General features: G+C 49.1%; 24 protein-coding genes. 11 read left to right on the top strand and 13 right to left on the bottom strand.

The features are described 5' to 3' along the window. Nucleotides 1-101: 101 nt before the first annotated feature. Complete coding sequence (locus tag KBW69_RS04725; protein ID WP_257254089.1) at nt 102-584, bottom strand: DUF29 domain-containing protein; 483 nt, start codon at nt 582-584, stop codon at nt 102-104. 206 nt (nt 585-790) lie between these two features. Between KBW69_RS04725 and KBW69_RS04730 the strand changes: the two genes are divergently transcribed. From KBW69_RS04730 to KBW69_RS04740, 3 genes are all read left to right on the top strand, one after another. Continuing rightward, nucleotides 791-1,225: a hypothetical protein gene (locus KBW69_RS04730; protein WP_257280107.1), complete on the top strand. Its 435-nt coding sequence runs from the start codon at nt 791-793 to the stop codon at nt 1,223-1,225. A 26-nt stretch (nt 1,226-1,251) separates the two neighbouring features. Continuing rightward, complete coding sequence (locus tag KBW69_RS04735) at nt 1,252-2,406, top strand: hypothetical protein (RefSeq protein WP_257280108.1); 1,155 nt, start codon at nt 1,252-1,254, stop codon at nt 2,404-2,406. A 114-nt stretch (nt 2,407-2,520) separates the two neighbouring features. Beyond that, nucleotides 2,521-3,438 (top strand): Tim44 domain-containing protein, encoded by a 918-nt coding sequence (locus tag KBW69_RS04740; protein ID WP_257280109.1) that lies wholly within the window; start codon nt 2,521-2,523, stop codon nt 3,436-3,438. Nucleotides 3,439-3,718: 280 nt separating this feature from the next. Here the strand turns inward: KBW69_RS04740 and KBW69_RS04745 are convergent, their stop codons facing one another. Both KBW69_RS04745 and KBW69_RS04750 read right to left on the bottom strand, forming a co-directional pair. Beyond that, nucleotides 3,719-4,474, bottom strand: coding sequence for a type IV pili methyl-accepting chemotaxis transducer N-terminal domain-containing protein (locus KBW69_RS04745; RefSeq protein ID WP_257280110.1), 756 nt, complete (start codon nt 4,472-4,474; stop codon nt 3,719-3,721). Between the two features lie 197 nt (nt 4,475-4,671). Further along, on the bottom strand, nt 4,672-5,232 hold the full coding sequence (locus KBW69_RS04750) for a DNA-3-methyladenine glycosylase I (RefSeq protein ID WP_306674487.1): 561 nt from the start codon (nt 5,230-5,232) through the stop codon (nt 4,672-4,674). A 395-nt stretch (nt 5,233-5,627) separates the two neighbouring features. On the opposite strand from KBW69_RS04750, the gene slyD reads away from it, so the two are divergent. Then, entirely contained in the window at nt 5,628-6,107 is a 480-nt protein-coding gene (slyD, locus tag KBW69_RS04755; RefSeq protein ID WP_257280112.1) for a peptidylprolyl isomerase, read from the top strand. 55 nt (nt 6,108-6,162) lie between these two features. Here slyD and KBW69_RS04760 read toward each other — a convergent pair whose 3' ends face one another. Beyond that, nucleotides 6,163-7,074 (bottom strand): DMT family transporter, encoded by a 912-nt coding sequence (locus tag KBW69_RS04760; protein WP_257280113.1) that lies wholly within the window; start codon nt 7,072-7,074, stop codon nt 6,163-6,165. 103 nt (nt 7,075-7,177) lie between these two features. On the opposite strand from KBW69_RS04760, the gene KBW69_RS04765 reads away from it, so the two are divergent. Both KBW69_RS04765 and KBW69_RS04770 read left to right on the top strand, forming a co-directional pair. Beyond that, the gene (locus KBW69_RS04765) at nt 7,178-7,678 is read left to right on the top strand and encodes an Lrp/AsnC family transcriptional regulator (RefSeq protein WP_306674488.1); all 501 of its coding nucleotides are present in this window, start codon (nt 7,178-7,180) and stop codon (nt 7,676-7,678) included. 230 nt (nt 7,679-7,908) lie between these two features. Next, nucleotides 7,909-8,523 carry a hypothetical protein gene (locus KBW69_RS04770; RefSeq protein WP_257280114.1) on the top strand — a complete coding sequence of 205 codons (615 nt, stop codon included), beginning with the start codon at nt 7,909-7,911 and terminating at the stop codon, nt 8,521-8,523. A gap of 40 nt (nt 8,524-8,563) precedes the next feature. Here the strand turns inward: KBW69_RS04770 and KBW69_RS04775 are convergent, their stop codons facing one another. The 6 genes from KBW69_RS04775 to metG form a co-directional block, all read right to left on the bottom strand. Then, nucleotides 8,564-9,553: a rhodanese-related sulfurtransferase gene (locus KBW69_RS04775; RefSeq protein WP_257280115.1), complete on the bottom strand. Its 990-nt coding sequence runs from the start codon at nt 9,551-9,553 to the stop codon at nt 8,564-8,566. Nucleotides 9,554-9,688: 135 nt separating this feature from the next. Then, the gene (locus KBW69_RS04780; protein ID WP_257280116.1) at nt 9,689-10,090 is read right to left on the bottom strand and encodes an SMI1/KNR4 family protein; all 402 of its coding nucleotides are present in this window, start codon (nt 10,088-10,090) and stop codon (nt 9,689-9,691) included. A gap of 85 nt (nt 10,091-10,175) precedes the next feature. After that, nucleotides 10,176-11,486 (bottom strand): DEAD/DEAH box helicase, encoded by a 1,311-nt coding sequence (locus KBW69_RS04785; protein WP_257280117.1) that lies wholly within the window; start codon nt 11,484-11,486, stop codon nt 10,176-10,178. A 106-nt stretch (nt 11,487-11,592) separates the two neighbouring features. Beyond that, a complete protein-coding gene (locus KBW69_RS04790) occupies nt 11,593-12,114 on the bottom strand; it encodes a hypothetical protein (RefSeq protein ID WP_257280118.1) in 522 nt (173 codons plus the stop codon). Nucleotides 12,115-12,427: 313 nt separating this feature from the next. Continuing rightward, on the bottom strand, nt 12,428-13,765 hold the full coding sequence (locus KBW69_RS04795) for a DEAD/DEAH box helicase (RefSeq protein ID WP_257280119.1): 1,338 nt from the start codon (nt 13,763-13,765) through the stop codon (nt 12,428-12,430). Between the two features lie 103 nt (nt 13,766-13,868). Beyond that, on the bottom strand, nt 13,869-15,917 hold the full coding sequence (metG, locus tag KBW69_RS04800) for a methionine--tRNA ligase (protein WP_373690672.1): 2,049 nt from the start codon (nt 15,915-15,917) through the stop codon (nt 13,869-13,871). 209 nt (nt 15,918-16,126) lie between these two features. On the opposite strand from metG, the gene KBW69_RS04805 reads away from it, so the two are divergent. From KBW69_RS04805 to apbC, 4 genes are all read left to right on the top strand, one after another. Continuing rightward, nucleotides 16,127-16,453 (top strand): hypothetical protein, encoded by a 327-nt coding sequence (locus KBW69_RS04805; protein WP_257280120.1) that lies wholly within the window; start codon nt 16,127-16,129, stop codon nt 16,451-16,453. A gap of 408 nt (nt 16,454-16,861) precedes the next feature. Beyond that, nucleotides 16,862-17,338 carry a DnaT-like ssDNA-binding domain-containing protein gene (locus tag KBW69_RS04810; protein ID WP_257280121.1) on the top strand — a complete coding sequence of 159 codons (477 nt, stop codon included), beginning with the start codon at nt 16,862-16,864 and terminating at the stop codon, nt 17,336-17,338. Beyond that, complete coding sequence (locus KBW69_RS04815) at nt 17,232-17,984, top strand: replication protein P (RefSeq protein ID WP_257280122.1); 753 nt, start codon at nt 17,232-17,234, stop codon at nt 17,982-17,984. Before KBW69_RS04810 ends, KBW69_RS04815 begins: the two co-directional genes overlap by 107 nt. A 75-nt stretch (nt 17,985-18,059) precedes the next feature. After that, complete coding sequence (gene apbC, locus KBW69_RS04820) at nt 18,060-19,154, top strand: iron-sulfur cluster carrier protein ApbC (protein WP_257280123.1); 1,095 nt, start codon at nt 18,060-18,062, stop codon at nt 19,152-19,154. A 32-nt stretch (nt 19,155-19,186) separates the two neighbouring features. On the opposite strand, the gene KBW69_RS04825 is transcribed toward apbC, so the two are convergent. Next, a complete protein-coding gene (locus tag KBW69_RS04825) occupies nt 19,187-19,762 on the bottom strand; it encodes an NAD(P)H-dependent oxidoreductase (protein WP_257280124.1) in 576 nt (191 codons plus the stop codon). 7 nt (nt 19,763-19,769) lie between these two features. Beyond that, complete coding sequence (locus KBW69_RS04830) at nt 19,770-19,949, bottom strand: hypothetical protein (RefSeq protein ID WP_257280125.1); 180 nt, start codon at nt 19,947-19,949, stop codon at nt 19,770-19,772. Between KBW69_RS04830 and dcd the strand changes: the two genes are divergently transcribed. Next, complete coding sequence (gene dcd / locus KBW69_RS04835; RefSeq protein WP_257280126.1) at nt 19,948-20,532, top strand: dCTP deaminase; 585 nt, start codon at nt 19,948-19,950, stop codon at nt 20,530-20,532. The genes KBW69_RS04830 and dcd overlap by 2 nt on opposite strands. Before the next feature lie 66 nt (nt 20,533-20,598). On the opposite strand, the gene KBW69_RS04840 is transcribed toward dcd, so the two are convergent. Next, complete coding sequence (locus KBW69_RS04840) at nt 20,599-21,195, bottom strand: OmpA family protein (RefSeq protein ID WP_257280127.1); 597 nt, start codon at nt 21,193-21,195, stop codon at nt 20,599-20,601. Nucleotides 21,196-21,501 lie beyond the last annotated feature (306 nt).

Below are 21,501 nucleotides of genomic sequence, written 5' to 3' on the forward strand. Positions count from 1 at the left end.
GCTCCAGCTCTTGATTAAATCCGCAACGAGCGCAACACTCGCTGTTATGGCTAAGGTTCATGGGAGCGAGTCAATAAACTACTCATAGGGATTCACTCCGTTTAAGGATACCAGTCTTCAGACATCATTTGCTCGTAAGACCACGGGCATTTGTCTGGATAGCTGCTGTTGTCCAGTTTTGGGCATTGGGCGGGTATATGAAGATTCATTTCCCAAATTGCGTCTTTTTTTCCTTCGGGATACGAGTTTTCTAATATATTCTCGATTCTTGGTTTTAAACAGGGATTTTTTCTTATTAGTTTATTGATGTTATTCCTTGATCTATATATGGTTTTTACCCACCCCTTAGGGAATCTCTCGGCGGCTATCGTATCCCTTAATACGGTCGTTTGGTAATCACATTTAAGAAGATGGGTTATCAAAGTGGATAGATAATTCTCAAGATTATCGACTTTAGCCTCTATACCCAACTCCAACTCCTCCAACAGATTTTCAAGGTCTAGCTGGTCAAATTGTTTGTTAGCCAGTAAGCCTACTTGCTCGGTCAACCATTTGTGATGGTCGGTTTCGTATAAGCTATTCATCGTTTTACCTCAACCGGATACCCTGTTAAAAAAATACCTCCATTGCCCTACCACTGTAGGCAACTAACAGAAAGGACGCAAAATGAATCACCAAAGCACAGATGCCTTTCACCTCGTTCCCGCGCTAGTATGTCACTTCAATGAGTTTGATGTGAACAATCTACGACATCAGTGATTTGGATGATGAGTGGGAGGAAGGCGATGCGGTGAACGCATTACCGCTCTTTAGCTCTTTCCCCCAGAAGTGGCGTATGACCATTGCGGAAAACATGAAAGTCTTGGCATTGTTCAGTACAGCCCCTCTAAAGTGGCGCATGACCATTGCGGAATTTGAACAATACCTGACCGCTTTCACAAACGCCCGTAATGAAAGACCTCAGGTGCTTTCCGCGTTGGCATCCTTGCTGCCGATATTACATAACCATGGTGGAGCTGGCGTACGTTTATGGCTGGCAAGACACAATGAAAGCCGACAAGACCAGAACTTACTCAACAAGGCACTCTCAATTCCCGCCCCTTTGAATATCGTAAAGTTTGCTCTGACTCAGCTGCCTGAATCTGAGAGTCTGGAGTACATTGAACTGTGCAAAAACCTCAGCCCCCCCCGAACAAAGCTCAGTGGGAGGCACTGGAACCACTGAGGCAAAAGCTCAACCGGCGATTTATCATGGCACGAAGTAGAAGATGGACGTTGGAGATTATCTGGTCGCAGCCAGAAGCCAAAAGCCCAGACTATATTGAACAGCTCGATAGCTTCTTCGAAACGGCTCCATCCATCCTCCAACTGTATCGTATACACCTGTCGTTCGGGCAGCAAAAAATGCAGGGTTTCCTGGATGCCTGTATTGCCCGGCAGACTGCAAATTCCCTCAATCTGAAAGAACAGGAGCGGCTACTCGAAGGGCTGCTGGTGGCACACCATTACCTGACTGACCACGAACAGATACCGGATCTATGTTTTTCATTGCAGATGGCCAGCAACGATGGCAAAGGGGTGATTATCAGGGGTGATGCGCTCATGTCGGGACAGAAGCGGCTGTGGTACTTTATCGCCGCTCTGCTGATTGAGCTTGAGCAGGTACCAGAATATAAGTTTGAAAAGCAACAGCTGACGATACTTTCTGGCAGTGGAACCATGACATTGCCAAAACCGGAATTCAGTCTCGTCGGGAACGGTTTTATGATCAAGAACTGGTCGCTGGAACAGCTGAACGCTTTTTTCGAGGCCACCGACTTCACTGAGCGTTGGTATAAACATCCTCAGGACGAGCGAGAACTCTATTTAGTCAGGCGTGAGCGACTGGCTGGCAATCGGGCAAGAGTCAATGAGACCGGACAGGATGGGAATCAGAAGTTGCTGCCACCCGGAGTCATCCTCAGTCTTATCAATTCAGGCAAGTCATTAAAACCCGCAGTCTGGTCGTCACTGGAGCACTACGCCAATAATGGTCAGCTCACCGCCCGATTATGCAGGGCGCTCGCTCCGGTCATTGAAAATCAGGCGGTTATCGTCCCGGATACCGTTAAAAACACCGTCACCGCAATGCTGGCAGAGTTGGATACAGAAGAGGCAATCCTCATTCAGCCAACTCCTGTAATAAACGAGTTGACCTTTAAAGCTGCGATGGACGCATTGAATCGTTTTGAGGTGTTAGAGGAAACAGAACTTGAAATGCTGCAGCCTTATCGCGACCAGATGACGCTCAACCAATTAGACAGTGTGATCCATAAAATGGGCCATAGTGTCGATCTGGAGACACAGCTCGATTGGCATATAACTTATGAGGACAAAAGCGAGGTCCGCTTGGACTCAATGAATTGAGGCCTGATTTATTCCATTGATTTACGCAGTTTTTTTATGGAATAGCTTGCAATAAATTTCACTCTCCATAGGATGAAAGCCCATGGGTATTGGAAACAAGAGACTCTCAGATTGATGATTAAAAGGTTTGCTTCTTTTATGGCCATTATCATGGCCTTCAGCTTCGTCTTTAATGTGCCGGTGGCTGATGCCAAAAAGTTTGGAGGGGGCAAGAGCTTTGGACGTTCCTATAATACGGCTCCCGCTCCCAAACAGCCGGCTGCAGCTCCTCAGCAGGGCAGCAAACAGACAGCGGCTCAAAGTTCTCGCAAAGGCCTGCTAGGTGGACTGTTAGGCGGCCTGCTGGCGGGTGGACTGATCGCAGCTCTGTTCGGTGGTGCCTTCAGTGGTCTGCAAGTGATGGATATTCTGATTATTGCTTTGCTGGCTTTTGTACTCTTTAAGGTATTCCGCAGTATGAACCGTGCCAAAGCCATGGCAGCCGGTCATCATGGTGGGAATGACGCTCACTTCACTCCGGAACAGTCAGGGCAGAATCAGACACCTTCTTCATTAGGACAACTGTTTGGTCAGAACAGGGAACAGCAGGAAGATTACTTTGGTCAGGCGGCCCAAACACCCCTGCCTCAAACCGGTTTTGGAACCAGTGATGTCCCCATGAATCTGCCAGAAGGTTTCAATCTGAGTGCTTTCATGAATGGTGCCAGAGACCATTACCGTAAGCTTCAGGAAGCCTGGAACAAGAATGACCTGGACACCATGCGAGAGTATTTGGAACCTGAACTGTTTTTGCAGCTAAAAGCAGAAAGGGCCTCTCTGGGTGGCGATCAGCATACCGAAGTGATGTTTGTGGATGCCGAGTTGGGCCGAGCTGATTACAATGACCGCGTTGCCGAGATCAGTGTGCGTTTTTCAGGTAAGTATCGCGATACCGTTGAGGGTGTCGAAGAAGATATTACCGATATCTGGCACCTGCAACGCAGCCTCAAAGAGCCCGATGCGCCCTGGCTGATTGTGGGAATTGAAACCTGATCGAATCGAAGGGAAAGGTGTTCTGCCTTTCCCTGATTCAGCTGTATCGTCTATAGGCTTCATGAAACGTACCCGAATGGTTTGTTTCACACAGGTAGGGTCGAGGAGTGCCATGCACTAGCAGCCTGTCGGACTTAAGGCTGTCCTACTGCGGTTGCAATAAATTGGTCTAAAAATTCCTGCTTCTTCGTCAAATAGCTCGCTATTCTCCTCAGAAGCAGAAATTTTTACCCTCAATTTCTTGCAATCCTCGCTACAGACGCTTAAGTCCGACAGGCTGCTAGCTGCTGGCGACCCCCTGACTATTGACCATGACCTGTTCATACTTTTGAGTCAGAACTTGCATTTTCTTGAGAATGGATTCAGTGGTGACAGAGATGGCTGTTGGCATGTAACGTCCCTCTTTATATTGCGTAAAACCTGATTTGGAAAAAAACCATTGTGCTTTAACCTTGGCGAGCAGTTTTCTGATTTCAGGAGTATTCACCGGGGACTGGTCGAGTTCATTCAGTGAGCTTTCGAACAGAGCCATGGATTCTTCAAAATCTCTCTCATAGTCGTCACCCACGCCCCAGGCCAAAGCCTGATAATACATGGCAATTCTCTGGCTGAGTGCGCGCTGTCGACCTGAAACGTTGATGAGCCTGGCTTTACTGGTGGCCGAGTGCTTTTCAATTAATGTGACCAGATCATTGCTGCTGTTGAATACAGTCAGAGCCTTTTGAATGAGTTCGGTAGCTGCTCCTCTGTCGGGTGTCGACAGTGCTATTTTTTTGTAGCTTTTCCAGTCTTTCTCAATGACTCTTAGCTGGTGTTTGATTTCATCGTTGGGCGCGTAATTTGATAAAGCGTGAAAATTATTTTCAAAGAGAATAATGCTTTTATAGAGCTGCTCTTTAGCTTCTTCTGAGTTAATGTCGGCCCCGATCATCAGGTAACTTTTAGCGACTCGCTGAGAAAGCATCCGTTGCAGACCGGATGTGTTGACCGCCTCGGCATCGTTTAAAGCGGCTGAAGTCACCCCTGAGTATGCCATTAAAAACACCGTTACGAAGCCCAGGTGCGTACAGCAACATAAAAGTGGGCGAAAGTCGGGAAGTATTCTGGAAATCTGCACTGTTTTGATCGCTCCTTGCGCTATTTCGGGTCATCCTGATGAGTTATGGATTCAACAGGTTGCGTTGCAAGGGGAAGTGCAGAATATATGCCAGAGCTGGGTAATTATGCGAAGTATTATGAGGAGTATGAGGGGCAGCTCACCAGATGATCATTGACCATCCCCATGGCTTGCATGTAGGCATAACAAATAGTGCTTCCTACGAATGAAAAACCTCTTTTTTTCAGGTCTTTACTCATGGCGTCGGATTCCCGGGTGGTGACAGGCACTTCAGACATTGTTTGCCATTGATTCCGGACCGGAGTGTGATTCACGAAGGACCAGATATATTGCTCAAAAGTGCCAAACTCTTCCTGAACTTCCAGGAAGGCCCGGGCGTTCTTGATGGCACTGTTGACTTTCAGTCGGTTTCTTACAATGCCTTTATTGTTGAGCAGCCTTTCTACATCCTGTTCGGTGAATTGGGCAACTGCTCCGGGATTAAAGCCCGCGAAGGCGTTCCGGTAGCCCTCCCGGCGTTTAAGTATGGTGATCCAGCTAAGACCTGCCTGAGCCCCTTCCAGAATCAGAAACTCAAAAAGCTTCTGATCGTCGTAGCAGGGAACGCCCCACTCTTCATCATGATATCGAATGTAATCCGGGTCTTCCGTGCACCAGGGGCATCGTTGTTCTGTCAAAAGGGTGACTCCCATGGTTATTGCAGAGCAGGTTGGAGCAATAGTGAACAGGTCAATGGCACTAATTACCTGTTGTTAGGATAAGCGAATTAAGCATAAAGGCATACTCACTGCCACGCCGGACGAACCCTGTCAGCTCAGCGTACGTTATCTTTACGGTGTTGAAGGCTTGGCTGACGACCCGGCCAGAGCTGAATAGTTGTTTCAACAGGTTTGCAGAAGAGGTGAAAACAGGGCTCTGGTTCATCTCAGGTTGGCAGAGTTTGCTCTGTCCGCAATGGAGTCTGAATAAGGGATTCTTGACATGGGCGTGGCCCCTGGCAAGAAAAAGAACTGTTCGTTTTGCAGGCGGACCGGTATTCTGTCCGTTCATTCATTCCAGAGATTTTCAATCAATGAAAATTACTGACAAAAAAGTCGCACTGATTCATTACACCCTGAAAAATGCCGGGGGTGAAGTTCTGGACAGTTCCGAAGGTCATGATCCTATGGCCTATCTGCACGGTGAGGGTAACATTATTGCCGGTCTGGAAAGTGCACTGGAAGGAAAAGCAGCGGGTGACAAGCTGGAAGTCTCTGTGGAAGCTGCCGAAGCCTATGGCGAATACGATGAAAGCCTGGTGCAGCCTATACCCCGTGCCCAGTTTGGTGAGCACGACGTAGAAGTGGGTATGCAGTTCCATGCAGATACTGCCATCGGCCCTCGTATTGTCACAATTACTGCCATTGAGGGTGATGAAGTAGTGATTGATGCTAACCATCAGCTGGCAGGTGAAGACCTGAATTTTGCGGTTGAAGTCGTTGAAGTACGCGATGCGACTGAAGAAGAGCTGGATCATGGTCACGTTCATGGGGCCGGTGATCATGAACACTGAATAAGCCATAAAAAAACCGGGTGAATGTCCCGGTTTTTTTATGGCGGAAGAAAACTCAGCTTCTTTTAAATAAGAGCTTGTGTTTTCTGAAAGTCGCTTCAGGCAATTTGGTCAAAAAGACACCGAGCATCAGGAACAGGGTCAGGAACAGAGACTCATTGCTGAGCATTCTTCCATTCAACAGGCTGTCCAGACAGAGCGCAATCACCGGAAAGATGAGAAAACAGATGGAGGCCTGGAATGGGCTGGCCAGTTTGTTTAACTGGAAGTAAGCCATAATGCCGCCAATCCCCGCCACGGAACCCAAATAAATCACTGCGCTGAGTGAGAGCGCCGAGAAGCTACTGATATCCGGCGTTTCCATGAAGTAACCGGTAATCGTCAGAAGTACCGCCGCCACCAGACAGGGGAGGGCATTGTAGGTCAGCACATGAATACCCTGACAACGAGTCTGGACATTTGTGTAAATCAGGGCGTGCATGAGGACAGCAACAACCATTGCAACCACACCCATCAGGCTGCCGTTGCTGTTGACTGACATTTGGTTACCAATGATGGTCACCAGACTGACCAGCGCTATGACCAGACCTGCCAGCTGGTGCATGGCTACCTTATGGCGCTGAAGTAACACCGAAAAAATCAGAACAGCGACAGGCATATTGGCGAAAATGATAGAGGCCAGTCCCGACGAGATATATTGTTCGCCAAAAATCATAAGGGTGAAGGGAATGGCAAAGTAAAACAGACTGATCAGGATGAACTCCAAACACTTATCCTTTGGAAACCAGATGGTAACGCCTTTCATTCTGGCCAGCAGAATAATCAGAGGCGCTGCAACTGCGAATCGAATGCCCGTGGCGGTAATCGGCGGAATGGTAGCAACAGCCAGTTCCATAGCCAGCCATGTCGTACCCCATATGAAGCAGACAGTGACAAATAAAAGGCTGACCCGGGTTTTTGTGCTCATGCCAACATCCTCTTAATACGTTCAATGGCTTGGAAAACAGTGTTGCTAATAACTACCTATGATGAAAATTTTATATTAGATAGCTGGAAAAAAGTTTTCAAATTTGTCATTATTTATTCAGTCTAAAGAAAAAATATTTTCTATTATGCTTGATAAAAAGGATAAATTGATTCTTGATTGCCTTCAGCGGGATGCATCCATTCCAGTAGCTGATATTGCCGACAAGGTAGGGTTGACCGTCTCGCCCTGCTGGAAGCGGTTAAAAAAGTTGGAAGAAGAAGGCTACATCACTCAGCGAGTAGCTCTGCTTGATGGCGATAAACTGGGCTTGCACCTCACGGCTTTTGTGAATATCAAAACCCAAAATCACAGTAATGAATGGTATGAGGCTTTTGTCGCGGAAGTCAGTGACTTTGCTGAAGTGATTGAGTTCTTCCGGATGGCCGGAGAGTATGACTACATGATGAAAGTGCTGGTCAGGGATATGGCAGCCTTTGATGTATTCTACAAACGGCTGGTAAACAGTGTGACCGGGCTCAGTGAAGTGACTTCTTCCTTTGCCATGGAGAAGCTGAAAAATACCACTTATCTACCACTGGGTTGATCGCCAAACATATTGAAACCATGTACTAGCAGCCTGTCGGACTTAAGCGTCCGTAGCGAGGATTGCAAGAAATTGAGGATAAAAATTTCTGCTTCTGAGGAGAATAGCGAGCTATTTGACGAAGAAGCAGGAATTTTTAGACCAATTTATTGCAACCGCAGTAGGACAGCCTTAAGTCCGACAGGCTGCTAGAATGGTTTCACCCTCATATTTTTTGTTACACCGGCTGTATGCGATATATCACTTCTCCGCTAGCAGGTTGCCTGCTGGCGGCTTCTGTACTCGCAGGGCGTCATTACTTTCCCGATTATTTTCAGGTGATTGCCCGTTTTGAATCGGCATTGCTTTTCCTGAGTGGGCTGGTTGCCGGCATTCGATTGCCGGATATTGATCTGGTTTTTCCGGGATTGAGTCACCGTTCAGGGATTACTCATTCGTGTCTTCTGGCGCTGCTGCCTCTGATGTTTGATCTACCTTTTGTTGCAGGCGGTCTGGCCATGGGGATTGCATTGCATTTGTCATCCGATATCCAGCCCAGGACATGGTCAGGTGGAGCATTGATCAAGTTTCCAATACTGGGCAGTATCGGGATACTCTCACCACTGTGGATCCTGTTCAATATTGTGGGGTGTATTGTCGTGCTGTTCCATATATTACCGCAAGAGCATGAGGTAGGCCGGTGGGCCATTCTGATTGTGATGCTGGTGGGAGGTGGCTGGTATTTCTTGAGTGAGGAAAAAAAGCGGCTTTTTCCATTGATTACACTGGCGTTCAGTATGTTATTGGTGCATCAATACAATAAAGGTCAGCTCAGTGTTGAGATAGTGATTCAGTATTTTGTCTGAAGATAGCGGACGCTTCCAGCTGGAGGCGTCCGCTGGAAACTTATTGTTTTCCGGCTGTCAGAGCTCGCTGCTGCTCACGAGTGGCTTGTTTGGCTTTTCTTCGATTCAAGACCGTATTACCGACTTCACCTCCGAGGTGAGCTTCTCCACGTCGTCTTGCCAGCTGAATCTGGTGTTCACGTTCACGGAAACGTTGCTTCTGATCCGGCGTGTGCTTGTCATAGCAATGAGGGCAGCTGACGCCCTGTTCGAAATGTTCACTGAGTTGATCCTGCACGGTAATAGGAAGACGACAGGCATTGCATTGGTCGTACTGACCTTTTTCAAGCTGATGATTGACGGTGACACGATCATCAAAGACAAAGCATTCGCCTTCCCAGGTGGACTCTTGCTGAGGTACTTCTTCCAGATATTTCAAAATCCCGCCTTTCAGGTGGAAGACCTCTTCAAAACCCTGTTCTTTCAGGTAAGCCGTCGACTTTTCGCAGCGTATGCCGCCGGTGCAGAACATGGCCACTTTCTTGTGCTGCTCCGGGTTCAGGTGGTCCCTGACGTACTGGGGAAACTCCCTGAATGTCTCGGTATTGGGATTGATGGCATTCTTGAAGGTGCCTACCTGCACTTCGTAATCATTGCGGGTATCGACCACCAGGACGTCCGGGTCATTGATCAAATCGTTCCATGATTTGGCATCGACATAGGTGCCGACCACTTGGTTAGGGTCAACACCTTCGACACCCATGGTGACGATTTCTTTCTTAAGTTTGACTTTGGTGCGCTTGAAAGGCATCGCTTTGGTGTAGGACAACTTGTACTCAAGTTCAGCGAGGCGAGAATCGCTTTTTAGCCAGGCCAGAAGCTGGTCTATAGCACTTTGGGTGCCGGCAACGGTGCCATTAATACCTTCGTGGGCAAGTAGCAGAGTGCCACGAACGGCATTATCTTCCATTACTTTCAAAAGGTCAGGCTTGATGGATTTAAAGTTATCCAGAGTGACAAATTTATACAGCGCACAAACGACAATTGACATATGGGGTCCTGTTGCTGGCCGGAGCGTAAATCCGGTGCAGTGTGTCATAGCCTTCAGGCGAAAAAAAAGGCTAACTTTATGGTCAGGAATCAGACCAGCAGAGAAGCATAGCAAATAGGATGGGCTGTTTGCCAGTCAGCTTTGCAGCCAGACCTCCTTGGCCCAGTGCCAGACCGAAGGCCAGGTGACTTCCGAGAGGTCACCTTCCTTCCAAAGGCCCACTTCCCCTTCTGCAGAGACGCAATAAAAATCGCCACTATGCTCACACAGCGGTAGCAGGTCTCTGGGTACTCCCTGATCCCAGGCGATGGCTGCCACCTCGGGCAGGTAGGTGTGAGAGTGGGGGTCTTTTATGGTAACGGGTTCCATGGAACCATAAACAACGTCACTGACCTGCAGCAGAAACTCCCGGAAGTCAGAAGGAATAGGAATCAGCAGCTGCTCTTCAGCTTCGATAATCTCGTCTTCGTCAGGAAGCTCAAGTGGCGTAGGCACCTCGACGGCACTTTCCCGGAGTTCATCAATGACATCTTCCATAGTGATAACCTGTGACTGCTGCTGTGACGGTAGAAAAGCCCCTTAAGAACCCGGGGCTATCATGAGGCTTAATCGTGTTTCCTGATTATCTGCGACCTTTGCCTGATCTGCCAGATTGGGCAGGTTTTTTTCCGGGATTGCCGGAACGGGATTTGAATGCCGGTCTCTTTTTGTTGCCAGCAGGCTTTTTACCCGGTTGACCCGAAGTTGAACGTGGCTTGCCTGGCTTTTTGGTGGGGGCATCATTCAAAGTCACGTTAACACCGTCTTCAAAATAAGGAACCGGCTCAACCTTCAGGGGTTTTTTTATCAGCTTGCGAATGGCTTCCAGTTGCTTTTTCTCTTCCGGGTTCATCAGAGAGATCGCCCGCCCCGGGCTCCCGGCACGACCGGTTCGACCAATACGATGCACATAATCCTGCGGCACTTTAGGCAGATCGTAGTTTACAACCAGTGGCAACTGATCCATATCCAGCCCTCTGGAGGCGACATCGGTGGCTACCAGAATCCGGTATGCACCCGCCTGAAACTCAACCAGCGTTCTGCTGCGAGCATGTTGGCTCTTGTCACTGTGCAGTGCTGTGGCACTGATACCTTCGTCAGACAACAGGTCTGCGACTTTCTCGGCAGCTTTTTTGGTGCGAACGAAAACCAGAACCTGCTCCCATTTGCCACCTTCAATGATATAGCTGAGGATTTCCGGCTTATCATGCTGATCCACAGGATAGACAGACTGTTTGACGGTGTTGGCCGCGGAGTTGGGGGTCTCTACTTCAATTTTGACCGGATGACGCTGGAATTCATGGGCCAGCGCCTTGATCTCTTTGGAGAAGGTTGCAGAAAAAAGCAGGTTCTGCCGCCTGACGGGCAAAACCTCAAGAATCTGATCAAGCTCGGCCTTAAAGCCAAGATCCAGCATTCTGTCGGCCTCATCCAGAACCAGAATTTTCAGATGATCCAGGGTCAAATGTTGTTTTCGAATCAGGTCCAGCAGTCGGCCTGGTGTCGCTGTGAGGACATCCGCCCCTTCTTGAAGCGTTGTTATCTGGGGCTCTATATCAACACCGCCGTAGGCGACGGCTGAGCGAAGAGAGAGGTTTGAACCATAGCGAATGACACTCTCGCCAACTTGAACAGCCAGCTCTCGGGTGGGTACCAGAATCAGGGCGCGAACAGGATGATTCTTGAGCGTCCGCATTTCTGACAGGCGGTGCAACAGCGGCAGGGTGAAACCCGCCGTTTTGCCCGTTCCGGTTTGGGCTGATGCCATGACATCGCGACCTGTCAGAACCATCGGAATGGCTTTGGCCTGAATCGGGGAGGCTTTTTTATAACCTTGTTCTGCGACGGCCTGAAGTAGAGGTTCACACAAACCAAGGGATGAAAAATCAGTCATGTTGATCTGTAGACCTCTTAAGACATGAAATGGGCCGGAGATTGTACAGCAGTCCGTGGTGTTGTGCATTGGGGTTTACCCGCTCTCAATGCAATGGGGATGTGGCTCAGAACTGTTTGCGCAGCCGAATAGGCAGTTTTCGGAACTCCATCTCGTAGTGACTTTCGGTTCCGGCCATCGACCCGGCGCTGTCATAAAACCATTGAGCCATGCCATAAAAACCCTCTTCATAGGTATTGATAGCCCCCGTCAGGGTGATCTCTCCCAGACTCTGGTTGATATTCATAACCTTGACAAAACCGTCGAGTTCAGGGCCTTTCAGCTTGAAGCTGGCATCAGAGCTGCAGTCGGCCAGTGTAAAGTATTCATTTTTGATGAGTTTATGGTGGAGGGCGCCTGATGGATCCATGTCCAGTTCGAACAGCTTGAGGATGCCAGAGGTTTTGCTGTCAGGGGCGATCTTCAGTTCCATATGAAACTGTTCCACCCTGCCACTGGAGCGATCAAAAGTGATTTTTGACGTGCCAGAGTAGTTCCCGGCGGGCAGTTTGCAGAGGTTCTCAGCATTGGCAAAACTGGCCAGGCAAACAAGCACGCTGAATAAAATGTTGTTCAGTCTGATTTTCATATCCTTCTCCAAATATTTTTATTACTGAAGTACTAATTTGGACAAGAATTGATCGGATAAGTTCTAAGGGAGAAGGGAATTGTTCTGGCTAGCAGCCTGTCGGACTTAAGCGTCCGTAGCGAGGATTGCAAGAAATTGAGGATAAAAATTTCTGCTTCTGAGGAGAATAGCGAGCTATTTGACGAAGAAGCAGGAATTTTTAGACCAATTTATTGCAACCGCAGTAGGACAGCCTTAAGTCCGACAGGCTGCTAGAGCGGTTTTCTTAAACCAAAGTCTAAGAAAACCCGTTCTCATGGTGGCTCAGAAGAGTTTAATTTTTCTTGCGCTTTAATGGCTCAAAACCAGCATCAACCGATTCTGTAGTGGCCCGGCTAGCGGGTTTACTGCGCTTACCCACGTTCTTTTTGTCGCGCTGCCGTGTTTTGCCAGCTTTAGTCTTGTCCGCCGAGGAGGTCTTCTTTTTCTTGCTGCCTGTGGCTTTTCCGGAAGCTTTTAGCTTTTTAGGGCCTTTCCAGTTGCCTCTTAGCTCCTTGACTGAACGCTTTTCAAAGCGGGTTCTCAAATAACGCTCAATGCCTGACATCAGGTTCCATTCATTAGGTCCAATCAGGGAGATGGCCAGACCTTTCTCACCGGCTCTGCCGGTGCGGCCAATGCGGTGAACATAGTCATCGCCATTGCGGGCCATATCGAAGTTAATGACCAGATCAATGCCTTTAATATCCAGACCTCTGGCTGCGACATCGGTGGCCACCAGAATAGTGATCTGGCCTGTAGCCAGCATGGCCATCATCTTTTTTCGTTCCCGGTGATCCATTTCACCATGCAGAACCCCGGCTTTCAGATCACTGTAGCGAAGGAAGCCGCAGAGCTGGTCAGCAAAGTTACGGGTATTGGTGAAAACAATGGCTTTCTCGAAACGCTCGTTTTCCAATAACCAGCGAGTCAGTTTTTCCTTATGCTTCTGATCATCGCTGAGCATGATCTGCTGGTGGATATTCTCATGTTTCTCTCTGGCCGTATTTAAAGTCAGGGATTCAGGTTCCCGCAGAACCAGGTCAATCAGTTCACCCATCCCTTTTTGCTGCAGGGTGGCAGAAAACAGCATGGTTTGACGATCCGGGCGACATTCAGAAGCAATTTTCAGCATGTCTGGACTGAAACCAAAGTCCAGCATACGGTCTGCCTCGTCCAGAATCAGGTATTCCAGATCGTTGAAGTCAGTATTGTTGTTCTCCATGTGCTCAAGCAGGCGACCCGGCGTGGCGATCAGAATGTCCGGATTCTTTCTTAATGTATTGACCTGATGACGAAATGGCTCACCACCAGTAATCAGACCAGCTTTGATCTGGGTGAAGCGAGCCAGGGCTTCTGCTTCTTCCAGAACCTGTCTGGCCAGCTCACGGGTAGGCACCAGAATCAGCATTCGGGTACCGGAGCGCGGGGCTGGAGTGTTCTGGAAATGATTCAGGGCAGGCAGCAGGAATGCCATCGTCTTGCCACTACCGGTTTCGGAGCTGACCAGTAGGTCTTTGCCATCCAGTGCTTTTGGGATCACTGTCGCCTGGACGGGGGTGGCCTTGCTGAAATCTCTTTCAGTCAGAGCTTTTTGCAGTCGTTCATGCAGTGCCAGGTCAGAAAAAAGCAAGCGATACTCCTTGATCTCGGTGTCTTCATGGGGGGCCGGTATCAGCCTGATGGAAGTCCCCCACTATTCAGGTCAGTGGGGGAGGTTAATAAACGTGACTGGTTTACATGACACGCATTCCGGGTTGGGCACCTTCATGGGGTTCAAGAATCCAGAGATCTTCACCTCCGGGGCCCGCAGCCAGAACCATCCCCTCACTCACGCCAAACTTCATTTTTCGAGGTGCAAGATTGGCGACCATGACCGTATACTTTCCGGTCAGGGCTTCCGGGGCATAGGCTGACTTTATGCCAGCGAAGATGTTGCGAGGCTCTGCCTCGCCAATATCCAGAGTCAATCGCAGTAGTTTACCAGCGCCTTCTACCAGTTCGGCATTGATGATTTTGGCAATGCGCAGATCCACTTTGGCAAAGTCATCGAAAGTAATCTGCTCTGCTACAGGCTCTTTTTCCAGCCACTCGTTGCAGGCAGATGTTTCGGCAGGTTTTTGCTCAGACATCTTGGCCAGTACCTCTTTGCTGGCTTCAATCATGGCTTCGACTTTATCCGACTCGACACGGGTCATCAGAGGCTTGAACTTGGCTATCTCGTGATCCAGCAGCAGGGACTGGCTGTCGGTCCAGTGCAAAGGCTCGATGTTCAGGAAAGCTTCTGCCTTGATCGCCATGGCAGGCAGAACCGGCTTCAGGTAGATCATTAACAATCGGAACAGGTTGATACCGGCAGAGCAGATGTCGTGCAGTTCCTGATCCCTGCCTTGTTCTTTGGCAACGACCCAGGGCTTCACTTCGTCAATCCAGGCGTTGGCTTTGTCAGCCAGAGCCATGATTTCACGCATGGCTTTGCCGAATTCACGGCTTTCATAAAGCTCAGCGATGTGCTCTCCGGTCTTCTGGAAGTCCGATGCCAGCTCAGGGGCTATGTTGTTGGCAGAGAGTTTTCCGCCAAACCGCTTCTTGATAAAGCCGGCATTTCGGCTGGCAATGTTAACCACTTTACCGACCAGGTCAGAGTTAACCCGCTGTACCAGATCCTCAGTGTTAAGATCAAGATCATCAATACGGCTGGACAGTTTGGCTGCATAGTAATAGCGCAGGTATTCAGGGTCCAGGTGCTCCAGATAGGTCCGTGCGGTAATAAAGGTACCACGGGACTTGGACATTTTTTCGCCGTTCACGGTCAGATAACCATGAACATTAACGGACGTTGGCGTGCGATAACCTGTGCCTTCGAGCATGGCTGGCCAGAACAGACAGTGGAAGTTGACAATGTCTTTGCCAATGAAGTGATGCACTTCGCAGTCACTGTCTTTTTTCCAGTAATCGTCAAAGTTGAGATCGTCTCTTCTCTGGCACAGGTTTTCGAAAGACGCCATATAACCGATGGGAGCGTCCAGCCAGACGTAGAAGTACTTTCCGGGTTGGCCGGGAATTTCAAAGCCGAAGTAAGGTGCGTCGCGTGAAATATCCCAGTCTTGCAGGCCCGCATCCAGCCATTCGGCCAGCTTGTTGGCAATCTCCTCAGAAATGGTGCCGGAACGAGTCCACTCTTTCAGGAAACCATCAAAGTCTGAAAGCTTGAAGAAGAAGTGCTCGCTTTCCTTTTCTATAGGAACCGCACCGGAAATAGCCGACTTAGGATTTTTCAGGTCGGTTGGTGAGTATGTGGCACCACACTTTTCACAGTTATCACCGTACTGGTCATCAGCACCACACTTTGGACATTCACCTTTGATATAACGATCCGCCAGAAACATCTGCTTGTCAGGGTCGAAAGCCTGAGTGATGTTGCGGCTGGCAATATGGCCATTTTCCTTGAGCTTCAGGTAAATGGCTTCAGACAGTTTGCGATTCTCTTCAGAGTGGGTGGAGTGGTAGTTATCAAACTCCACCAGAAAATCGCTAAAGTCATGGATGCGCTCTTTGTTGATCAGGGCGACAGACTCTTCTGGCGTAATGCCCTGCTTTTCAGCGTGCAGACTGATAGCGGTGCCGTGAGCATCGTCGGCGCAGACGTATGTGCATTGGTTGCCGAATAGCTTCTGAAAACGAACCCAGATATCGGTTTGAATGTATTCCACCAGGTGTCCCATATGCAGAGGACCATTCGCATAGGGCAGGGCACTGGTGACAAGTATTTTACGTTGGCTCATTCGAGTACTGTGTTGCTGGAAAGTTGAAAGAGAGTGAAGGTGGGCAGTATACGATAATTCTTATTACTTAGGCTAAGACTTAAGAAAAGGGTCAGCTGTCTTTGAGTATGCACGCCCGATGCAATGTGAGGGAAAGTTGAAGAAAGAGCGGCTTTTGCCCGATTGATGCCTACAATGCACAATCATCATTGATTATAAAGGGCTTCCAAATGCGAATTGCAACCCTGCTTCTTGTCGTAGTACTCTCGAGTAGTTCCATACAAGCTAATGCAGCTGGCATCGATATACGGTTGAAGCTTTCGGTGGCGGCCAGCCAATTTGTAATGGCTATGCCAGCGCTTATTCAATACTTGCAGAAGTCATTAGAATCTTTTCAGCCACATTATTTTAAAATAGTTGCAGAAAATGCGTTGGAAAAATTGGCACAAACGACCAATATTCCTGATGATCCAGTTGAAATGCCTGCGGTAGTCCATAAATTTATGGCCATAGTGGACCAAGAAGTGAGCCAATTACATAATAGTTTTCAGCAATGAAAACAGATTATTATTCCGGCCGGTAGTACAGATCTTTTTCTGCCCGGGTGCCTTGTTGCCGGGTCTGTTAGTAATAAACACTGCTTCAAATCAATAGCCACTGAAACTCGTGTTAAGGCGAAATTCTGGTTCCCCCCGAAAAGTATGATCGCTTAAGGGCTTCGAAGGAAAAGTCGCCAGTGCCTGATAAATCAGGTCTGGGTGGAGACCATCTGAAGAAAGTAAAAATACCGCTATTCAATCCGGCTTTTCTGGCGTTAGAATACTCGGCACCTCGTTGGAAACATGGAAAGATTCCGCGGGGTAAATGAGTTCTGTCCGGTCTGGCTTCAGGCTCCTCGCAGCACAGGGCTGTTTCATTATTACAACCGGTAGACCGTGGCCGGGAAGGCAGGTATTGTTAATTTCATGACTGACGAAGAACGCCAGAAGCAAAAACTGCGAAGAAAGTGGGCTTCCGGAGACAGGTCTCCATTTCAGGATTTTGCCCAGGAACGTGGAGAAGAACATCCGGTATTCGCCCGGCAGACGAGTGGATCGCCAGTCGCCCAGTCGAATACTCTGGCGGAGGGTGCCAAAGTACAACCTTTGCCTGAAGATTTTGCTCCTGATGCAGTCTACATAGAGTTTCTTGAGGTGCACCATGGCATTCCTGCGGACTTTTCCCTTGCCCAACTTCCGGAATTCAAGCTCTATTGGCTGGAAACGGGAGAAGCCCGCAAAGCCTGGCAGAATAAGTTCAAGAACCATGTGATCTATCAGTGGAAGCGGGGTCAAAGTGAAGAAGGGCAAAGAACTCATAAATCAACTGTCGAAAAGCTTACAGACACCAGCTGGGCAGACGGACTCCAGTTCGACTTCGACGAGTCAGACGACCAGTCGTGAAGCCCTGCATAGGGCTCAGCAGACGAAGTATGCCATTAATACCCTGTTTACCATGCTGGAAGCGGCCTTCCCGTTAAAATTTAAAAAAGCCTTTCCAACCGATGCATCATTGGTGGAAGCGAAGAAGGTCTGGATTCAGGGGCTCAGCGAGTTCAAGCCTGCGAGGATTGTCAGGGCCGGGCAAAAAGTTCTTGATACCACTAAATTTTTTCCTGATCTCAGTGAGATACGTGAGCACTGCAAGTTGCATCATGATGAGATGGGCTTGAAAAAGCCTCTGCAAGCCTATTATGAAGCCTGCTATGCGCCGGAGCAGAGCCGTGACGCTCGTTGGTCTCACATTGCCGTTTATCTGGCGGCGCGGGAAACGGGCTGGATGACCCTGCGAAGTGAAGAACAAAGCGTCGCTTTCCCTATCTTTGAGCGGAACTACAACATTCTCTGCAACCGGGTTCTTGATGGTGAGGATCTTGAGGCTTCCATCATGAAAGGCATTGAAGACAGTCGCTCAAAAGAAGCGGTAAGGGTTGCGGATGAGCAGGCTGAACAGACTCTGCGAAAAACAATGGAAGAGCAGGGCATTGATCCTGATTCGGGTCGCTCTGCTTTTGAAAAGTTGAAAGAATCATTATCCAGTCGTCGTTAAATTCGGTTTTTACTGGAAGAATAATAACGAAATCATTAGTCTATCGGCCATTCTAACGGTTGGAGTCTGACGCCCATGAGTGTCTTAGATCGTGCTGCGGTTGAAGCCGCTGTTCAAGGTTATCACGATCCTTTTCTGAAGCAGGACCTGGTTACTGCAGGTTGTATCAAAGAGCTTTCCATCGAGTTGGGTAAAGTCACCCTGACAGTCGAACTGGGCTACCCGGCAGAAGGCTTCAGAGGAGGTATTGAGCAATTACTGGCAGCCAAGATTGAAAACCTCCCCGGTGTTGAAAGTGCCAGGGTCTCTGTGAACTGGAGCGTATCCAGTGCGCCGGTTCAGGGTGAGTTGGAAGCCATGTCCGGTGTTAAAAATATTATTGCAGTAGCTTCCGGAAAAGGCGGTGTGGGTAAGTCCACAACGACCGTTAATCTGGCATTGGCTATGGCGGCAGAAGGTGCCAGGGTGGGCATTCTGGATGCCGATATCTATGGCCCCAGTATCGGGATGATGTTGGGACTGCCCGATGGAACCCGTCCGGAATTTAAAAATGAAAAGTTCTTCATACCCATTGAGGCCCACGGTATTCAGGCCATGTCCATGGCGTTTCTTGTGACAGAAGATACTCCGGTGGTCTGGCGCGGTCCGATGGTCAGCGGTGCTCTCCAGCAATTGCTGACCCAGACACTTTGGAATGACCTTGATTACCTGTTTATCGATATGCCTCCGGGTACCGGCGACATCCAGCTGACACTGGCTCAGAAAGTACCCGTCACTGGCAGTGTTATTGTGACCACACCACAGGATCTGGCTTTGATTGATGCAAAAAAAGGCATCGAAATGTTCAACAAGGTCAATATTCCGGTGCTGGGTGTAGTTGAAAATATGGCCCTGCATACCTGCTCTGAATGTGGTCATACCGAGCATCTGTTTGGTGAAGGGGGTGGGGCCCGTATTGCCGACCAGTTTGGTGTGGATCTGCTGGGTTCACTGCCTCTTTCCATGATGATTCGTGAACAGTCTGATGAGGGAGCACCGACGGTGGTTTCTGAGCCTGACTCACAGATCACCATGATTTATAGGGATATGGCCAAGCGGGTGGCCGCTGAACTGGCGTTAAAGAATGCCAACCAGCCCAAGGCGCCGACTATCTCGTTCAGTGATGATTGAGCAGGCCGGGGGAGTGTTCACTCCCCCGTTTTTCAGAAGCTTTGCAGGTGCTTACTGACTTTTTCCATAAATTGTTTTCGATCTTCCTCTGTCGTTTTGTCAATGTTATACAGCGCCAGCCACTTTATATCTTTGCACCTGGATACGGCTTTCAGTGAAAGCCTGAACATTTTTCTGGGCGGGTTGCCCACCAGGGCCATCCGCCATTGGGATGATCCCTGGGTGGTAATGATCAGAAACTTTTTAATCTGGGTCAGACCGGGTTCCAGGCCGTTGGGTCCGTAGGTTGCCACAACGCCCGGCAGCCAGACCCGGTCAAGCCAGCCTTTCAAAATCGCTGGAGGTCCCATCCACCAAGTGGGATAGACAAAGACCACCGCTTGTGCCCACTTCAGTTTGGCAGCCTGATTTTCGACCCCTTTGGTGTTGTCCCTGGTCATATAGTTGACTCTTTCTTCACAGGACATCCGTGCTTCAAAGTCAATCTCATAAAGATCCAGAGGGTGTACATTGTGTCCGGCCAGAGCTAACTGCTCACAAGCCAGCCTGAACAGTGCAGCGTTATAGCTCTGTGGGTTCGGGTGGGCATAAACTACTAAAACGTTCATTCTGACCTTATTTACTGGCAACAATCACCGCCATTTTAGTGGCTTTTATTAACAAAAGCAGTTGCAGTAAAGAAAGCGGGGAGAGGGCTACCGCCAATGATCGTCGGGCACGTATAATATCATCTGATAACATTTCTGAGGGTTGTGGTTCAGACACTTCCTTCCAGCTGCCGGAAAAATAGACCATGAGACTTTGTGATCGGGATATAGAAGCTTACCTGGACAGTGGAAAAATCATGATTGAGCCTTGTCCGGGCTCAGACAAGATCAGTGGGGTCAGTGTTGACCTGACTCTGGGCAACAGTTTCAGGGTTTTCAACGATCATGCAGCCCCCTTTGTGGACATCAGTGGCCCCAGAGAAGAGATTAATCGGGTGCTGGACTCCATCATGAGCAAGGAGATCACCCTGAATGATGGTGAAGCTTTCTTCCTCCACCCGGGAGAGCTGGCTCTGGCGGTCACCCGTGAATCCATTACCCTGCCCGGTGATATTGTTGGCTGGCTGGACGGTCGATCTTCTCTGGCGAGGCTGGGTCTGATGGTGCATGTCACCGCTCACCGCATTGACCCGGGCTGGAGTGGCCAGATTGTACTGGAGTTTTTTAATGGTGGAAAACTGCCACTGGCTCTAAGACCCGGAATGGGTATTGGTGCCATTAATTTTGAGACCATGAGTGGTACCGCAGCCCGTCCCTACAACAAACGGAAAGATGCAAAATACAAAGAACAGAAGAGTGCGGTGGCCAGCCGGATTGCTGAGGATCAATGAGCTAGCTCCCTAAACTGCCGAAAAAATAAACCCCGGGCAAGCCGGGGTTTCGGTTGTCAGCCGATATCATTTCAGCATGATTTCAGCACGGCGATTTTCCCGTCTCATTTCTTCTGTATCATTACCACGTACCGGGTAATCTTCACCTTCACCCCTTACCGTCATGTTCTCTTCAGAAATTCCTCTGCTTATCAGGTAGTCTTTTACGGCCTTGGCTCTTCTCTCAGAAAGCTCTTGGTTGTAAGAGCGGGAACCTGACTCACAAGCGTGGCCAACAATTTCGATGTGGCTGTCCTGATCCAGCTGGCCAATAAGCATGTTGAGCTTTTCCAGATCGCCCAATCTCAGCTTCGGAGAGTCAAAGTCAAAGTGAACGGTGGACATTCCTACTAAAACAGGAATGCCCATCGGGCGATCGCGCTCAGCAACAGGGTCGATCAGGGCGCAGGCTGTGCCACCTATCAGTGCACCGGCTACAAAGGCAGTACCACCGGTTGCTATATTGTAAGCCGCGCCGGGGATACCCATAACCGCTCCCCCTTTGGCTACACAGTCAGACCAATGAGGCTTCTGGGGTTGAGTCTGGGAAGAGGTGGTCGAACAACCCGCTGTCAACAGCAGAGAAAAAACGAGAGCCAACGTGCTCAGCATCCTTGCAGACATGGTACAACTCCTATCCATGGTTTTTAGAGATTGGCCTGCAAGCCAGTCGCCTGACTAAGAATAGTCTGCCGTCCTCGCTACGGGATCGTCTGGACGGTCGCTATTTCAGGTAAGGCTTCCAGAGAAGGTATGCAGTCCATTTCCTGTTGATTATAGGGAGAGTTGAGCCATGCTCCTGATGACTGTTTTTCGGTGGTTTGATTTCAATGTCAGCAACAAGCAGAAATCAGGATGTTTTTTTGACAATGAGCGGCGTTAAAGGTGTGATTTGCAGTAAGAGTGGTCACTCTTCAGAAGTTTCACTTT

This window comes from Endozoicomonas sp. ISHI1, assembly GCF_024606225.1.
In the GTDB taxonomy this organism is placed as follows: Bacteria; Pseudomonadota; Gammaproteobacteria; order Pseudomonadales; family Endozoicomonadaceae; genus Endozoicomonas_A.

Excerpts from the sequence above, each read along its gene's own strand:
- KBW69_RS04725 (WP_257254089.1), bottom strand. The coding sequence starts at position 584 with ATGAATAGCTTATACGAAACCGACCATCACAAATGGTTGACCGAGCAA.
- KBW69_RS04785 (WP_257280117.1), bottom strand. The coding sequence starts at position 11,486 with ATGACTGATTTTTCATCCCTTGGTTTGTGTGAACCTCTACTTCAGGCC.
- slyD (WP_257280112.1), top strand. The coding sequence starts at position 5,628 with ATGAAAATTACTGACAAAAAAGTCGCACTGATTCATTACACCCTGAAA.
- KBW69_RS04825 (WP_257280124.1), bottom strand. The coding sequence starts at position 19,762 with ATGAACGTTTTAGTAGTTTATGCCCACCCGAACCCACAGAGCTATAAC.
- KBW69_RS04810 (WP_257280121.1), top strand. The coding sequence starts at position 16,862 with ATGACTGACGAAGAACGCCAGAAGCAAAAACTGCGAAGAAAGTGGGCT.
- KBW69_RS04745 (WP_257280110.1), bottom strand. The coding sequence starts at position 4,474 with ATGGCATACTCAGGGGTGACTTCAGCCGCTTTAAACGATGCCGAGGCG.
- KBW69_RS04830 (WP_257280125.1), bottom strand. The coding sequence starts at position 19,949 with ATGGTCTATTTTTCCGGCAGCTGGAAGGAAGTGTCTGAACCACAACCC.
- KBW69_RS04790 (WP_257280118.1), bottom strand. The coding sequence starts at position 12,114 with ATGAAAATCAGACTGAACAACATTTTATTCAGCGTGCTTGTTTGCCTG.
- dcd (WP_257280126.1), top strand. The coding sequence starts at position 19,948 with ATGAGACTTTGTGATCGGGATATAGAAGCTTACCTGGACAGTGGAAAA.
- KBW69_RS04805 (WP_257280120.1), top strand. The coding sequence starts at position 16,127 with ATGCGAATTGCAACCCTGCTTCTTGTCGTAGTACTCTCGAGTAGTTCC.
- KBW69_RS04770 (WP_257280114.1), top strand. The coding sequence starts at position 7,909 with ATGCGATATATCACTTCTCCGCTAGCAGGTTGCCTGCTGGCGGCTTCT.
- KBW69_RS04735 (WP_257280108.1), top strand. The coding sequence starts at position 1,252 with ATGGCACGAAGTAGAAGATGGACGTTGGAGATTATCTGGTCGCAGCCA.
- KBW69_RS04760 (WP_257280113.1), bottom strand. The coding sequence starts at position 7,074 with ATGAGCACAAAAACCCGGGTCAGCCTTTTATTTGTCACTGTCTGCTTC.
- KBW69_RS04840 (WP_257280127.1), bottom strand. The coding sequence starts at position 21,195 with ATGTCTGCAAGGATGCTGAGCACGTTGGCTCTCGTTTTTTCTCTGCTG.
- apbC (WP_257280123.1), top strand. The coding sequence starts at position 18,060 with ATGAGTGTCTTAGATCGTGCTGCGGTTGAAGCCGCTGTTCAAGGTTAT.
- KBW69_RS04775 (WP_257280115.1), bottom strand. The coding sequence starts at position 9,553 with ATGTCAATTGTCGTTTGTGCGCTGTATAAATTTGTCACTCTGGATAAC.
- KBW69_RS04780 (WP_257280116.1), bottom strand. The coding sequence starts at position 10,090 with ATGGAAGATGTCATTGATGAACTCCGGGAAAGTGCCGTCGAGGTGCCT.
- KBW69_RS04740 (WP_257280109.1), top strand. The coding sequence starts at position 2,521 with ATGATTAAAAGGTTTGCTTCTTTTATGGCCATTATCATGGCCTTCAGC.
- metG (WP_373690672.1), bottom strand. The coding sequence starts at position 15,917 with ATGAGCCAACGTAAAATACTTGTCACCAGTGCCCTGCCCTATGCGAAT.